Here is a 14376-nt window from a genome sequence, read left to right as displayed (position 1 = left end):
AGCCCCCGCCCAGGTTGTACGCACTATGGGCAAGGCCACCGCCGGGCTATCCATCGCACAGATGATCGGAATCCCTCTCGGCGCATTTCTGGCCGCCATTTCATGGAGAGCCTCATTCATCGCCATCGGCCTCGCATCCGCAGTAGTCACGGGCATACTTGTACTAGCGTTCCCCCACGTCACAACAGCGAAAGGATCACAGGCCGACACCGGCTACCGGGCAGTATTTTCCTCTCGCAGGTTAGTTGTGAGCCTATGCGCTTACTTTGTCTTCCAGACCGGCAACTTTGCAGCACTGTCATTTTTTGGCTCATGGTTTTCTCGTGACTTCAGCTTGGATACCACAGGAATTGGCGTTGCGATGCTGATTGTAGGGGCTGGCAATACCCTCGGCTCGCTCTATGGACACCGACTAGTTTCCCGTTGGGGAAATCCACGTTCTCTGGTGATAGGAATCCTGGCAATGAGCGCCGGCTACGCATGCATCGCCATTACAACCAATTTACCCGTGGGCGTGGCACTACTGGCCATCATCATGGCGTGCGGCGGGTTCGTATTTCCAGTCATGATGGCCACCTTGCAGGGCAATGCCGGGAATGCTCGAGGAACGGTGTCTTCCCTGTCAAATGTTGCAATGTACGGTGGAACAACCATTGGGGCAGCGATCGCCGGGCCACTGTTCGCCCACACCTCACAATTCTCAGGAATCGGCAGCTTGGCGCTTGGGGCGTTCCTGGTTGCGCTAGGACTGTTCCACAAAGCGAAATAAGCACTCACCCGCGCTACGACACACCGAGCCGCATCACCACAGCCGTAGCTACGGCTGGTGATGCTGCCTGCAGCTCCACACAGGATTGCGGCTGGGGCGATGTCGTCGTGGCCCAAGAGCCACCAAGGTTACAGCCGACTTATATTGTTGATGGTCACGACAACTCCCCAACACTGGGTACACACTTTGCCTCCAAAGTGTGTACTGGTCAGACACTGACCAAGCACAGGCCAAACACTCGGCAAACACCCCCGCCTCAGACTTATCACATCCGAGGTTATCTTGGTTTGGTGCCGTCCTCACTGGGCACATTGTCTCCTCATCCGGGATTCCGATTCCTACCAAGATATCGGGGGCGTCCCACTGCCTCGAGTGTGCTCACGACCCGGCATCACCGCTTCTGCGAGAATGAAGTGTGGCGCGTGAAATATGGGAAAGGTAGGCCGCGATGGGCGGATCGCAAGAAGTCATTGAGGTGACTATGCTGGACGGCTCCTTCGCCGGCGCCAGGGAAGTCCGGGTGGCCTCGACGGACGTGTCCTACCGACTCTACGTCGTCCCCGCTCGGCAGATCCGTGACTTCCGTATGCACAAGCACATGAGCAAGCCCGGTATCTACATGATGCTTGGCGACCCCACGGACAAGAAGCCTGAGGTTTACATCGGGCAGGCCAAGCGTCGCAAGAACGGCAACGGTACGATCCACCGGATTATTGAGCACATTGACCGGGGCGACCACCTGTTCTGCCAGTGGGCCATCATGTTGGTCGACGATGCCCGCAAATTCGGCCCCACCGAACTGACCAACCTGGAAAACACATTCACCCTCACCTTCAAGGACGCGGTCACCGCCTAACCTTGACAGTACTCCAGCCGCTTCATCCCTCACCTCCCCAATCATGGAGGCGAAGGCTTTTCGCTATATTTCAACGAAAACCTTGTATGCCCCCACCCTTCACGCAAACGAACCTGGCGTCGCTTTGTATCCGTTTGGCTCTCCTTTGGTCCGCTAGCGGCCCCTTGGGAGCCGCTTTTTGTTACTCTAAAGACGCAGCGGATGGGGGTCCTCATGAAGGCTGACCTAGATGATGAACAGCTTTGGAAGGCTGTCGTCGACGCTGTGCTCGAGCTTCCCGCAAGCGAGCTTTATCCCTTTAACGAGGAGTGGGATGCCGCGCGAGTATGCGGTAAATGGTTCATGATCTCAACCGTCCGCGGGAAGCGGATGGTGAATCTCAAGGCAGATCCGCAGGACGTGCGTGCGCTCTGTGAAAGCTTTGAATCAATCACTCCGGGTTACCACATGAATAAGAAACACTGGATCAGCGTCATGCCGGGCCCGGGAATTAACGACGAACTAGTTCGAGAACTTGTCATTGAGTCCTACCTGCTGGTAGTCGGCGGGTTGCCGAAGTATCAACGGCCAGTTGATCCCGCACGCTATGGACGCCACGAAGACTGAGGTCTTTCGCATGATAGAGAAAGGCCTCAGTCGATTCAGTCGCTCTTACTCTGCGTCTTCGATCTTGCTCTCATCCATGGCATCCATCCGTGATGGTTACTAACTGTTTAGATAGTAATCTCGTACGAATCCCCGCGGTATGTAGATGTGCAGATCTCGAAAACTCGTCCATCCTGGTCAGCAGTAGCTGTTGTTGCTATTAAGACTGGTGCTGGAGCGCTCACTTTAAGTTGTTGGCAGAGTGCTTCACTTGCTAGCGCTGCCTTGATGCGAAAACGGGTTTTCATAGGAGTAATGCTGTATTTCTTTGTAAATATTTCGTAGAGAGAACCAGTTAGGTCTTCTCCTAAGAGCTTCGGAAAATAGTCCGAACGGATGATTGAGTCTTCGACGCATAGGGGAACATCATTCCCAAAGCGGATGCGGGAAATCGCGTAGATAAAAGTATTTTTATCAATTCCTAATGCTTCTTCTTCTCCCCGTGTTGCCTGCCTTAATGTCGCGCTTATCAGGTGCGCTGACGCAACTTTCCCAGCGGCAAGCATTGAATCGGTAAATGATGATGTATCAGCACGCTTTGCGTAGAAACACTTGCGTACAAATGTACCTTTTCCGGGTATGGCTGAGGTGTATCCCTCTGTTGAGAGCTTATGAAGAGCGCGACGTACTGTCATGGGTGAAACCTGAAAACGTTGCGAGAGCTCACGTTCGCTTTGAAGCTGTTCTCCTGGAGACATCCTCTCCATCTCGTCAATGAGCGTGGAGAAAATTCTCAGATATTTTGAGTCCACAGTTGTATCGTACTACCGCTCTTGATCTGCAGTTTTGTATTTTGACTGCCCTAGGGAGGTCGGTGCTAGCATGTGGCACGTGATACTCACTGAGGAGGAATCATGACACCGGCAAAGCTTGCTGTAAATACATCCGGTATTCCTATTAGAGGGCGGATCTATGCCCTTCATGGCGTTACTGATAATGCCGCATCGCTGAGCGACATTAGTCAACGTTGGTCAGAGACTTTTGAAGTTGTCTGCGTTGATGCTTTGGGCCATGGCTGTTCTCCACGTTTTTCGGATGGGGAACTATTGGATCCATTCGAAGCCCTTGTACAGAGTACGGCAGCGTTGATTAATAGCACCGAAGCAAAGAATCCCGCACCCTTCGTTGTTTTGATGGGACACTCAATGGGAGGTGCTACTGCTGCTGAGCTTGTTTCGCGGGGCTTGGTTCACATTGATGCATTAGTTCTGGAGGACCCTGCTCTTCTAACTCCTAAGCAACGTGAAGATTTTCGGGAACTGGGCCCTAGCCTCGTTGCGAGGTGCGATGAAGTGACCGAAAATCTTGGGCGTGAAATAGCCCTCCTTCTTAAGGACTATCCACTGTGGAGCCCTTCGGAGGCCGCGGGATGGGCACAGGGGAAGGTGCAAGCCGATCGCGAGTTCCTTAAGCGAGGAATAGTTGGGGGTACACGCACTCGGGAAGAAATCCTTTCTGCATTGAAGGTGCCGACGCTACTTATTACAGGTGATGGTGATGATGTCCTTATTGGGCCGGCTGGAGCTGAGGCCATCGATGCATTGGAAAACCGAAACATTACAACCCATGTGATCCCGACTGCTCGGCATTGCATCCGTCGTTCCGTTCCCGAACCGTTCTATCTGGCAGTGAATTCATTCCTAGAGGCTCTTAAGAAGAATTGATCAAAGATGTGTGAAGTTCCTTATTTCATTCGTCCCGAGCTTTTGCCAGTAATTGAGGCGACCCCTGAACAAACAACGTGGGATCTGAGTGCCATGAGGGCAGGTGGAGATGCTCTGCTAGCCGCGCCATATGATCCTGAAAACACGTTGGAAGTCACCTCCCTAGGGCGCGCTTTTATTCCGAAGGGTGTGTCCGATGATGCACCGCTGTTAGTTTCTATTCACGGTGGCGGCTACGTCGCAGGCCGCGCGGCTTTTGACGACGTGAAGAACGATGAGTTGGCCAGTCGGTTTGGAGCGATTGTTATCTCTCCCGAATATCGTCTAGCTCCTGAATACCCCTTCCCGGCGGCTGTTGATGACTGTATCTCTTCCCTGAAGGAAGCGGTTCAGCGCTTTGGAGAGCGTCGAGGAATTTTCATTTTCGGGGACTCTGCTGGGGCTGGCCTCGCGTACTCAATGGTTTCTCGAATCTTTGGGGTCGGTGACGAGAATCAAAATGTTGGGCATGAAGAAGCTGAGAATGCTTTGGCATCTGCAATCAGAGGGATCATTCTGCTAGAGCCATGCATCGATCCTGATTTGGCAACTCCCTCAAGCACATTGTTTGCTGATGGCCCTATCTGGACGCGACGAGCAGCGGCCGACTCTTGGCGCCATTTCTATGGTCTTCCCCTAGTTGCAGAAGGCGATGGTCAAGTCGAGGAGATTCCGTCTGCGCTTAAAATGGCGGCTTTCCCTGTACCAAGACCAGTCTTTAAAGAAAAGGGGTTCCCTCCTGCGCTCATCGTGGTCAATCCGGTTGACCCGTTGCGTGATGAAGGAATATCACTTGCGACCGGCCTAGTTTCCGCTGGTTGCATCTCAGAATTGCACATGTTCGCGGGTACCTTCCACGGGTCGCTCTCGCTTCCGGACTCAGTGACGTGGGCAGAAATCCAAATACTCATGAGTCGTTTTATGAGTGAAAATTCAGAAAGGAACTGAAATGTCGAGCAATCAGACACGACGTCTTTGGGGCGTTGCGATTGCCGCGGCACTGGGCGGATTCCTCTTCGGTTTTGACGTTGCAGTCATTAACGGAGCAGTCGCAGCATTTACCGGTGCAGAAGTGGGATTTGGCCTAACGACCTGGCAAACAGGTCTGGTCGTGTCCATTGTTAGCCTTGGAGCAGCGATCGGCGCTTGGTTTGCGGGTCCTGCGTCAAACCGTTTTGGCCGTGTTCGTGTCATGGTCTTCGCATCCATCCTGTACTCGATCTCAGCGCTGATGTCGGGTCTTTCCTTCTCGTTGACAGCTCTTGTGCTGTGGCGACTTCTGGGTGGTTTTGGTGTTGGAATTTCTGCAGTTATCGGCCCCGCGTACATCGCTGAAGTGGCGCCTGCCGATAAGCGCGGACGTCTGGGAACGCTCCAGCAGCTTGCCATTGCCTTCGGTATTTTTGGTGCGTTCATTTCAAACTACATCTTGGTTCAGATCACGGGTTCTGCCGAGTCTGTTGCATGGTTTGGGCTCCACACGTGGCGCTGGATGTTTATGTCTGAACTTCTTCCTGCGGTTCTTTACGGCATTATGGCCCTCACTCTGCCCGAGTCTCCGCGTTACTTGGTTTCGATCGGGAAGACCGAAGAAGCTCAGAAAATTATTGTTGAGGTTGGTGCCGATGCGCATCCTGTCGAGCGCATCAAGGAAATTCGAGCTTCGCTTTCGGAGCACCGACCGCGCGTTTCGGATCTTCTCGATAAGAAATTTGGCTTGAAGCCAATTGTTTGGATCGCCGTTGCGTTTGGCTTCCTGATCCAGATGGCAGGTATTAACAACATCCTTCTGTATGCAACGGACCTGTGGTCGACAGTTGGTTTTACTGGAAATATCTCCGTGTTCATTCCGGTTGTCACTTCCGTGATCGGTATCGGAATGACCGTTTTCGGCATGAGTGTTATCGATAAGGTCGGTCGTCGTCCCCTTCTGCTGTGGGGCGCCATTGGAATGTTTGTGTTCATGGTTGCTGCTGCCATTGCATTTGCACAGGGAACCTTGACTCCAGAAGGTAACCTCCAACTGCCGATGGTCTGGGCTTACTTCGCACTGATTGCAGCACACATGGTCTACATCGTCTTCTGCGGAACGTGGGGAGTCGTTCTATGGGTATTCCTCGGTGAAGTTTTCCCGAACCAAATCCGTACTGCTGGTCTGGGTCTGGCAACCGCTGCGAACTGGATTGGTGGCATGTTGGTCACCTTCCTCTTCCCCGTTCTCAAGGGTGCATTTGGCCTGTCCGGAACTTATCTCTCCTATGCAGTCGTGGGAGCGATCCTGATCTGGCTGGTCGTTAAGTTCATTCCTGAAACTCGTGGAGTCGAGTTGGAAGATATGTCCTACGAGGTCGGTAGTAAGTAATTGTCGGGGCATTGGTTTACCCTTGTCGTCTTCTCTCTATGGGAGAGTGTTAAGCAAGGAACCTAGTCTTTGACGATGGGGTGCAGCATCGGCCGCGTGCCGGTGCTGCACCCCTCTCTATATGCCCTGTGAGCTGCAAATATTCGCTCACCAAATATTCAGGGAACTTTGTCAAGATCGTGACCGAAGTGTAACCAACGGGGGCTGGAAAGCGGTTTCTACGTAGTAATACAATTCACACCAAGGACTTCCATGTCATAGGGGCGCGGGAAGCCGGGCGACAGTGAAGCCGCAGGCAAACCGAGGGAAGTCACCGAACTATCAAAGGAGAGTTCAATGGCACGTCGTGCACTCGCCGCCGTTGCAGTTCTGGGCATTGCCGCCGTAGGACTGACAGCGTGCTCTGGATCCAAGGACAAGGCTGCTTCTGGAAGCTCAGAAGGAAAGTCGCTTGTCGTTACCTACTACAAGACCTCGTCTTTCCCGCAGGTTGAAGACTTCATGAAGCGCGCGAAGGAAGAGTTCGAGTCGACCCACAAGGGTGTCACCATCGATCTTCAGCCCGTTGAAGCTGATGCTGACCAGTACTTCACCAAGCTCGCGCTGATGAATAAGTCGAAGTCCAAGGCTCCCGACATCATCTATGAAGACACCTTCCAGGTCATGAGCGATGCTGCAGCCGGATACCTGCTGCCCATCGACCAGTACGTGAAGAACTGGGATGAGTGGAGCCAGTACCCCGAAAGCTCGACTCAGGGTGCAAAGGGTATGGATGGCAAGCTCTACGGTGTTCCCTTCGGCACCGATACCCGCGGTATCTACTTCAACAAGAAGATCTTCGAGCAGGCAGGTCTGCCGACCGATTGGCAGCCCAAGAACTGGGATGAGATTCTGTCCGCAGCCCGCACCATCAAGGAAAAGGTGCCCGACGTTATCCCCATGAACATCTACGCGGGTCGCGCCGGTGGCGAACAGACCAGCATGCAGGGCTTCGAAATGCTGCTCTACGGAACTCAGGACACCCTGTACAACACCGACACCAACAAGTGGATCAGCGGTTCCCAGGGCTTTAAGGATGCTCTGACCTTCTACCAGACCGCATACTCCGAAGGCCTGGCCCCCTCCAATGACGTTGCTCTGGACAAGGCAGTCGGTACTCGTGTTTCCACTGAGCTCCTTCCCAAGGGCAAGCTCGCCATCGATATTGATGGTTCCTGGCTTCCCTACGTGTGGATGCAGGACTCCACCAAGTGGGCTGAATGGCAAGACACCATCGGTCTGGCAAAGATGCCGACTCAGAAGGGGCAAGAACCCGGATTCACCACCCTCTCGGGTGGCTGGGTGCTTTCTGTTGGATCCCAGACCAAGGATCCCGAACTGGCAGCCGACTTCGTCAAGACCGCTCTGAACAAGAAGGGCTCCCTGCAGTACTCCATCGCGACCTCCGCGATTGCCGTCCGTAAGGACATCGTCTCTGATCCCGAGTACCTCAAGGCCAACCCTGCCTTCGAGTTCTTCGCTGGAATCGTCCAGTACACGCACTTCCGCCCTGCAACTCCCGACTACCCGCAGATCTCCACGAATATCCAGACGGCCACCGAATCCGTGGTTACCAAGGAACAGACCCCCGAGCAGGCTGCAAAGGCCTATAACGAGGGCCTGGTGAAGATCGTCGGCGAGAAGAACATCGAAACGGCGAAGTAATATGTCCACCTCGGTTCGTGTGGGGACCGAGAGCACTGCGACCCTTGGCGGGCGACGCGAGACACTGATCTCTCGCATCGCCCGCCAAACGGGCCGAATGGGCCTGCTGTTTCCAGCAGTTGCTCTTATGGCGGTGTTCCTCGTCGGTCCCATTGCATACTCGGTATATGGGTCTTTGACCAATGCCGCCCTTTCGGGCTACAAAGCGGCAAACCCCGAATTTGTTGGCCTCGAAAACTATGCGGAACTGCTGACCAGCAATGCTTTCTGGAAAGCAGTCCTGCTTACCGTCATCTTTGTGTTTGCGTCAGCTGTTGTCGGCCAGAACATCTTGGGTCTGGCCTTGGCGATGCTCATGCGTAAGGCGCCGAAGATCCTTTCCACACTTGTCGGTGGCGTTGTTGTGATCGCCTGGGTCATGCCCGAAATCGTCGCCGCCTTCGCGCTCTATGCTTTCTTCTCCACTGACGGAACACTCAACGTCCTGCTCAGTTACATCGGCCTCGGCGGAACAACCTGGCTCCTGACTTTCCCCATGTTCTCGGTCATCATGGCCAATATATGGCGTGGTACGGCCTTCTCAATGATGGTGTACTCCGCGGCTCTCGCTGAGGTTCCACCGGAAATTCAAGAAGCAGCAAAAGTTGACGGAGCACGCGGATGGCAGCGTTTCTTCTTCGTGACCCTTCCCATGATTAAGGGTTCTATTTCCACCAACCTGCTCCTGACCACCCTTCAAACCCTGGGCGTCTTTACGCTCCTGTGGGTGATGACGGGCGGCGGTCCGGGAACTCAGTCGACAACCCTCCCGGTCATGGCCTACCAAGAAGCCTTTAAGAACTCTCTGATTGGCTACGGTACGGCGATTGCCACGGTGACCATTGTGCTGGGTGCGCTCTTTGCTCTGGTTTACATCCGCGCTCTGAAGCCGGAGGTGGACTGATGGCTACGCAAGCTAAGGAAATCCCCTCCGTCGCTAATCCGCGCGAGAAAACGGTTCGCTTGATCTCAAGCATCGTCTTGGCATTGATCGGAATTTCATTCCTGATTCCATTGGCGTGGGTGCTCTTTGCTTCCTTCAATCCAACGGCAACCGTCTCCCTGAGTGTTCCTGAGCATTTCACGACCGAGAATTACACGGACATCGCGACATTTGATCGAACCTGGCTTCCCCTGTGGAATTCTGCGATTCTCTCCTTCGGAACGGCAATCTTGACCGTTGTCGTCGGTGCACTTGCGGCCTACCCGCTGTCTCGCTACAAGAGTCGTTTCGCTCGCGGATTCATGTACACGATTCTTTTCGGAACCTGCTTGCCCATTACGGCACTGATGGTCCCCGTGTACTCGCTCTTCGTCAGCCTCGACCTGATCGATTCAATGCCCGGCATCATCTGCTTCATGACTGCAACCTCACTGCCCATGGCCGTGTGGATGCTCAAGAACTTCATGGACTCCGTCCCCGTGTCACTTGAAGAAGCAGCCTGGGTCGATGGCGCCAGCGCACTCAAAGCGCTGCGAACCATTGTTCTTCCCCTGATGAAACCCGGTCTGTTGGTCGTCTTCATCTTCATTTTCACCGCAACCTGGGGGAACTTCTTCGTCCCCTTCATCTTGACGACTGATCCGGATATTCAGCCAGCTGCCGTCGCAATTTACCAGTTCTTCGGAACTCACGGAGCCGTTGTTTATGGAAAGCTTGCCGCATTCGCGGTGATCTATTCCAGCCCGGCTTTGGTTCTGTACGCAATCATGCAGAAGGTTTCCGGAGGAAGTTTCGCAATGGCAGGAGCAGTCAAGGGCTAGGCCTGCCCTCCAGGGTCCAGCCCCTTCCTCACTCCCGAGGAAGAGTGATGTGCCTGGTTGCCACCTCTTCGGCAACCAGGCCATCGCGTATCAGAGCCTCAATGACGCGAGGAGCCTGCTGCGGATCCGCGCCCTCTAAGCGTGCCGCGGCGACGGCCTCGTCAATCGAAATTCCCAAGGGAGAAGCACGCAAAGCCGCCATCACTCGCCCTCGAGCCTGCCGGTCCGTTCCTTTCCACGCCTGACCCCGAGGCCGGACCTCGGCGGGTGGGAAACCAGCCCCTGCCCAGGCGCAGTTTGTGCGCAGTGGGCACCCCTGGCACTTGGGGGAGCGTTGGGTGCACACAAGCGCTCCGAACTCCATGATCGCCACATTCCACAGCGCGCATTCTGCGCCGTCCTCGGGAAGCCACTCCATCGCGGCAGTGAACTCAGAGCGCGAAGGTGCGCACCGTCGCGCAAATTCAACCCCATCGCAGATGCGCGCGAAGACCCGCCGAATATTCGTATCAAGGACGGGGATGCGCTGATGGAACTGGAAGGATGCAATTGCGCTGGCGGTGTACGGGCCAATTCCCGGCAGGTCCAGCAAGGCCTCGTAGGAGGAGGGGAGAACGCCCCCGAAGTCACGCGTGATACTCAGCGCGCAGTCGCGAAGCCGAAGAGCTCGCGATGGGTAGCCCAGGTGGCTCCACTCGACAAGTACCTCGGCCGGAGATGCTTTCGTAAGATCCGCGGGAGTGGGCCATAGACTCATCCAGCGCTCCCAAATTGGCTGCACGCGTGGGATGGGGGTTTGCTGGCTCATGACCTCAAAAACAAGGGTGCCCCACGGGGAAACGTCATCGGCGCGCATGGGAAGATCGCGGCGATGAAGGCGGTACCACTCCATGATGGCACTACGGGCAGTTTCTCTTTCGGTCACGGGCACACAGGTAGCTTAGCCGTCACCCAACGCGCCCGCTGAGGCGGGTAGGCTCACCCCAAACTGTGCGAGAATGGCACCATGCTGCTCAGTGATCGCGATATTTCAGCAAGTCTTGATAGTGGACGTATTCAATTGGATCCGCTTGATCGCTCTCTGATTCAACCCGCAAGTATCGACGTGCGTTTGGATCGGCTCTTCCGCCTCTTCGATAATCACCGCTATCCGGTGATCGATCCCGCTGCCGATCAATCTGACCTGACCCACAGTGTGGACGTGGGACCGGACGACCCCTTTGTGCTGCACCCCGGTGAGTTTGTGCTGGGTGCAACCTATGAGCTGGTGACACTGGGCGACGACATCGCTGCGCGCCTGGAGGGAAAGTCTTCGCTGGGGCGCTTGGGCCTGCTCACGCACTCAACCGCTGGCTTCATTGACCCCGGCTTCTCTGGCCACGTCACTCTGGAACTGTCGAATACTGCGACCATGCCGATCCTGCTCTACCCGGGCATGAAGATCGGCCAATTGTGCTTCTTCGACCTGTCCTCGCCCGCTGAGCACCCCTACGGTAGTGAAGGCCTGGGTTCGCACTACCAGGGTCAGCGTGGGCCGACGCCCTCGCGTACTCACCTTCGCTTTAGTCGCACCCGTATCGAGCGTTGATCGTGGGCGAAGAAGCATCGCTGCCTCCCAAACGCAGGTCGTTTCGTGAGCGTTTGGAAGCTGCTCCTGCTGGGCAGGCTCATGATTCCGCACGAGGTGTTCAGTCCTCGCTGAGCCAGACGGCTTCGCACCCTTTGACTGAAACCTCGATGACCTCGGTCGGGGGGATGCGTGCTTTCGATACCGCGCTGCGAGTAAATGGCACCGGCGAGATCCGCCTTGATGACCATGTTGCGCGCGTATCTATGGGTACCAGCTCCGCTGCGCGTGAGGTTTTGCCGCTTCCTGTTGAATTGGGACTGACGAATCACCTCTTCTGTGTGGGCGCGTCGGTTGAAGATGATGAGCTTGAGGCCTTGGCTGTTTCCGCGTGGGACGAGGCCCATTGGGTTGCGCCCGGCCGTTTGCACCTTCGCGGGGGAGTGGAGCTTTCTGGCCCTTGGGCGCTTCCCGTTAACGTTCGAGGCCCACTTGGCTTGGGTGCAGACCTTACTCACGCGTGGGTTGTAGAGTGTGAGCCGATGCGCGGGGAGCCCGCACCGCCTGAGCTTGCCGCAAGTGACCGCTGGGCTGCGGCTTTCCCGAAGGGGTTGCCCGTCGGCCTCGAATATCAGGTCTTGCTGGTGCTGGAGCGGATGGCTCGGCGTTTGGCTGGGGCTGTGCGCATTGCGGGAAGTGGCGTTGTTATGCAGCCCGATCCCGATTCGGCAGTGTCCTTGGCCGTGTATTCATCGCGTTGGGTGGGTCCCGCTGAGCTTGCCAAGGCCTTGTCTGAGGCTTTCCCAGAGACGATTGATTCGCGTGAGTTGGTTGCTGGTGCGAAGGGAGAGCCTTCCCGTCAGAATCGTCGCGATGCTGAGGCTGAACGAGAGCTGCGTTCAGTGGTGCACGAGTTGAGTGATGAGTTGCGAGAAGCCTTAGCACGAGATCGTGAACATGCACTAAGCGCTGAACAGGTTGTTGACGGTTTTGCTTTGCTCAGTCCTATTGGGAATCAGTCGATCATGATGGTTGAAGTGCATCAGGTCGAGCAGGTTCCTCATGTCTTGCGCTGGGAGGAATGGGCGCAGGGAGCGGTTATTGAGTATCGACTGCGGTGGCTTCCTAAGGGAAATGTTGAGGTTCCTGAGAATATCGTCACTCGTTCCGAGCGTTTGGAGCGTATGCGTTCGACTCGCGATATAGAGTCTGCAGCAACAATTATCCTTGGAATTGCAGGCGGAGCTGTGGTTGACGAGGATGATTTCCTGGTTTCTTTATGAGATGTTTATGAATGAAATCTGAATAAATTTTGCTGAGAAAACACTAGGAATTTAAGCCTGAATAGCTGTAATATATTCATGAATCTGTCAATCTTCGGATTTTTGGAGTTTTCCCTATGACAACCCTCCGCACTAAGCGCGCGGTTTCTGCGCTCGCAGCGCTGACGCTTGCGGTTGGTGGCATCGGTGCTGTTGAGATCTTCTCTGACGCTGCCGCTCCCGCCGCTCATGCCGCAACCTGTCCTGCGCCCACCACGGATATCTCGTCGAAAATGACTGTTGGCCAGCCTGAACTGGTTGACGACAATGGAAATGCAACGACGAACCTTACCGAAGGTCAGACTCTTGGTTTCAAGGTCAAGTGGTCGACCAGCTCGAAGGTCACCGCAGGTCAGTACTTCCAGTACAAGCTTTCGACTAAGTCTGCGAACCCGATTGCCCCCTTCACCTTCGATGTGAGGTCTGCATCGGGCAGCGTGATTGGCTGCGCAACTTGGGGATCAGATGGCACTGTCAAGGTTGTCTTCAACGAAGCAGCTGAGGGTGCGGCATCTTGGGATGGCTGGGTTGTTACCCGCTCGCGCTTGACCATGGAGGCCAAAGAAACGGGAGGCACGCAGCCCTTCCATCTGACCGACACCAAGTTTGTTGACGTTAACATTAAGAAGGGCGTCGGTGTTGGTGACGGTTTCCGTAAGGATGGTTTCTGGACCTACCCCGGTACCGTTTACAACAAGAGCCGCACCATCTCTTGGCGCGTGACCATTCCCGGTGGCTCTGCAGGTCTGAAGAACGTGACCTTTACCGATAACTCTGAAGACACCAAGTGGGACTTCGACTGCACCGATCTGACGAACGAGCTGAAGACCAATGTCAAGAACTTTAAGCTTCTTGCAGCTGTTGGTGGCGCAAACTACGGCGGTGCGGACCTCTCTAACGGCTCGCTCCGTCAAAACGCAACCATCACCTGTGACGCAAACGCGCTCAAGATTCAGATTCCTGAGATTCCTGCGAACCAGTTCGTAGTTTTCACTCTTTACGGTCGCGTTGAGAACCTGGTGAACGGACGCTACTGGAACACTGCAAACATTGAGGCTCCGGGCACTCCGGGTGCATCAACTGCAAGTCAAAAGCTGGTCTACGGTGCTGATGCTGAAGCAGAAGCAAAGCAGGTCTTCTCGATTGCTAAGAAGGTTGATGATTCTGCCGCAGCGTTGACCGAGAACCCGGACTTTACTTTCGAGGTCACCCTGAAGGGCCCCGGTGTTGACCGGACTGAAACGGTCACTGTGAAGAAGGGACAGACCTACACCTACCCGGATAAGCTGCCTATCGGAACAAAGGTCACTATCAAGGAAAAGAACCTTCCTGATGCAAGTGTTCTATGGGATAACGCAACTTCCGGTGTCTTCAGTGAAGCTGATGGCATCACCTTGGGTGCGGATAAGAAGACCGCAACTCTGACGGTTAACCCTGAAAAGGACTACACCGCAACAGTCACCAACGTGACCAAGCCGAAGCCGACCCCGACGCCGTCGACCACCACGCCGACGCCTTCGCCGACACCTTCGACGACGACGCCAACCCCGTCTCCGACGCCGTCGACCACGACTCCGGCTCCGAAGCCCACCCCGTCCACGACGACTCCGGCTCCGAAGCCCACCCCGTCCACGACGACTCCGGC

Annotated in this window: 14 protein-coding genes; 12 read left to right on the top strand and 2 right to left on the bottom strand. The window is 55.2% G+C overall.

The window, feature by feature from the left end; all coding sequences use genetic code 11:
* The 3 genes from KHW85_RS08125 to KHW85_RS08115 form a co-directional block, all read left to right on the top strand.
* The coding region (locus KHW85_RS08125; RefSeq protein WP_291459522.1) for an MFS transporter at positions 1–769 on the top strand (769 nt) is incomplete at its 5' end.
* Positions 770–1217: 448 nt separating this feature from the next.
* Entirely contained in the window at positions 1218–1625 is a 408-nt protein-coding gene (locus KHW85_RS08120; protein WP_009408158.1) for a hypothetical protein, read from the top strand.
* A gap of 213 nt (positions 1626–1838) precedes the next feature.
* Positions 1839–2231 (top strand): MmcQ/YjbR family DNA-binding protein, encoded by a 393-nt coding sequence (locus KHW85_RS08115; RefSeq protein WP_291459521.1) that lies wholly within the window; start codon positions 1839–1841, stop codon positions 2229–2231.
* A gap of 107 nt (positions 2232–2338) precedes the next feature.
* Here KHW85_RS08115 and KHW85_RS08110 read toward each other — a convergent pair whose 3' ends face one another.
* On the bottom strand, positions 2339–3022 hold the full coding sequence (locus KHW85_RS08110; RefSeq protein WP_291459520.1) for a GntR family transcriptional regulator: 684 nt from the start codon (positions 3020–3022) through the stop codon (positions 2339–2341).
* A 102-nt stretch (positions 3023–3124) separates the two neighbouring features.
* Here KHW85_RS08110 and KHW85_RS08105 point away from each other — a divergent pair, with 102 nt between their 5' ends.
* The 6 genes from KHW85_RS08105 to KHW85_RS08080 all read left to right on the top strand — a co-directional run bounded on the left by KHW85_RS08105 (position 3125) and on the right by KHW85_RS08080 (position 9842).
* Positions 3125–3934, top strand: a complete 810-nt coding sequence (locus tag KHW85_RS08105) for an alpha/beta fold hydrolase (protein ID WP_291459519.1) — start codon at positions 3125–3127, stop codon at positions 3932–3934.
* Between the two features lie 6 nt (positions 3935–3940).
* Positions 3941–4921, top strand: coding sequence for an alpha/beta hydrolase fold domain-containing protein (locus KHW85_RS08100; protein ID WP_291459518.1), 981 nt, complete (start codon positions 3941–3943; stop codon positions 4919–4921).
* Position 4922: 1 nt separating this feature from the next.
* Positions 4923–6335: a sugar porter family MFS transporter gene (locus tag KHW85_RS08095; RefSeq protein WP_291459517.1), complete on the top strand. Its 1413-nt coding sequence runs from the start codon at positions 4923–4925 to the stop codon at positions 6333–6335.
* Positions 6336–6671: 336 nt separating this feature from the next.
* Positions 6672–8039, top strand: coding sequence for an extracellular solute-binding protein (locus tag KHW85_RS08090; protein ID WP_291459516.1), 1368 nt, complete (start codon positions 6672–6674; stop codon positions 8037–8039).
* A gap of 1 nt (position 8040) precedes the next feature.
* On the top strand, positions 8041–8982 hold the full coding sequence (locus KHW85_RS08085) for a sugar ABC transporter permease (protein ID WP_009408381.1): 942 nt from the start codon (positions 8041–8043) through the stop codon (positions 8980–8982).
* A complete protein-coding gene (locus KHW85_RS08080) occupies positions 8982–9842 on the top strand; it encodes a carbohydrate ABC transporter permease (protein WP_009408382.1) in 861 nt (286 codons plus the stop codon). Before KHW85_RS08085 ends, KHW85_RS08080 begins: the two co-directional genes overlap by 1 nt.
* A 28-nt stretch (positions 9843–9870) precedes the next feature.
* Here the strand turns inward: KHW85_RS08080 and KHW85_RS08075 are convergent, their stop codons facing one another.
* Positions 9871–10734 carry an A/G-specific adenine glycosylase gene (locus KHW85_RS08075; protein ID WP_291459523.1) on the bottom strand — a complete coding sequence of 288 codons (864 nt, stop codon included), beginning with the start codon at positions 10732–10734 and terminating at the stop codon, positions 9871–9873.
* A gap of 114 nt (positions 10735–10848) precedes the next feature.
* Here KHW85_RS08075 and dcd point away from each other — a divergent pair, with 114 nt between their 5' ends.
* The 3 genes from dcd to KHW85_RS08060 form a co-directional block, all read left to right on the top strand.
* Positions 10849–11430 carry a dCTP deaminase gene (dcd, locus tag KHW85_RS08070; protein ID WP_009408384.1) on the top strand — a complete coding sequence of 194 codons (582 nt, stop codon included), beginning with the start codon at positions 10849–10851 and terminating at the stop codon, positions 11428–11430.
* Between the two features lie 2 nt (positions 11431–11432).
* The gene (locus tag KHW85_RS08065; protein ID WP_291459515.1) at positions 11433–12692 is read left to right on the top strand and encodes a hypothetical protein; all 1260 of its coding nucleotides are present in this window, start codon (positions 11433–11435) and stop codon (positions 12690–12692) included.
* Positions 12693–12808: 116 nt separating this feature from the next.
* On the top strand, positions 12809–14376 hold a 1568-nt coding region (locus KHW85_RS08060), incomplete at its 3' end, for a DUF5979 domain-containing protein (RefSeq protein ID WP_291459514.1).

The organism is Actinomyces sp. oral taxon 181, assembly GCF_018370895.1.
Taxonomy (GTDB): Bacteria; Actinomycetota; Actinomycetes; order Actinomycetales; family Actinomycetaceae; genus Pauljensenia.
The sequence above is the reverse complement of the archived record's forward strand: the minus strand, read 5'-3'. Positions and strand labels throughout refer to the sequence as shown.

What these genes read in the sequence shown, in the direction of transcription:
- KHW85_RS08120 (WP_009408158.1), top strand. Translation starts at nt 1,218, where the DNA reads ATGGGCGGATCGCAAGAAGTCATTGAGGTGACTATGCTGGACGGCTCC.
- KHW85_RS08115 (WP_291459521.1), top strand. Translation starts at nt 1,839, where the DNA reads ATGAAGGCTGACCTAGATGATGAACAGCTTTGGAAGGCTGTCGTCGAC.
- KHW85_RS08105 (WP_291459519.1), top strand. Translation starts at nt 3,125, where the DNA reads ATGACACCGGCAAAGCTTGCTGTAAATACATCCGGTATTCCTATTAGA.
- KHW85_RS08100 (WP_291459518.1), top strand. Translation starts at nt 3,941, where the DNA reads ATGTGTGAAGTTCCTTATTTCATTCGTCCCGAGCTTTTGCCAGTAATT.
- KHW85_RS08095 (WP_291459517.1), top strand. Translation starts at nt 4,923, where the DNA reads ATGTCGAGCAATCAGACACGACGTCTTTGGGGCGTTGCGATTGCCGCG.
- KHW85_RS08090 (WP_291459516.1), top strand. Translation starts at nt 6,672, where the DNA reads ATGGCACGTCGTGCACTCGCCGCCGTTGCAGTTCTGGGCATTGCCGCC.
- KHW85_RS08085 (WP_009408381.1), top strand. Translation starts at nt 8,041, where the DNA reads ATGTCCACCTCGGTTCGTGTGGGGACCGAGAGCACTGCGACCCTTGGC.
- KHW85_RS08080 (WP_009408382.1), top strand. Translation starts at nt 8,982, where the DNA reads ATGGCTACGCAAGCTAAGGAAATCCCCTCCGTCGCTAATCCGCGCGAG.
- KHW85_RS08075 (WP_291459523.1), bottom strand. Translation starts at nt 10,734, where the DNA reads ATGGAGTGGTACCGCCTTCATCGCCGCGATCTTCCCATGCGCGCCGAT.
- dcd (WP_009408384.1), top strand. Translation starts at nt 10,849, where the DNA reads ATGCTGCTCAGTGATCGCGATATTTCAGCAAGTCTTGATAGTGGACGT.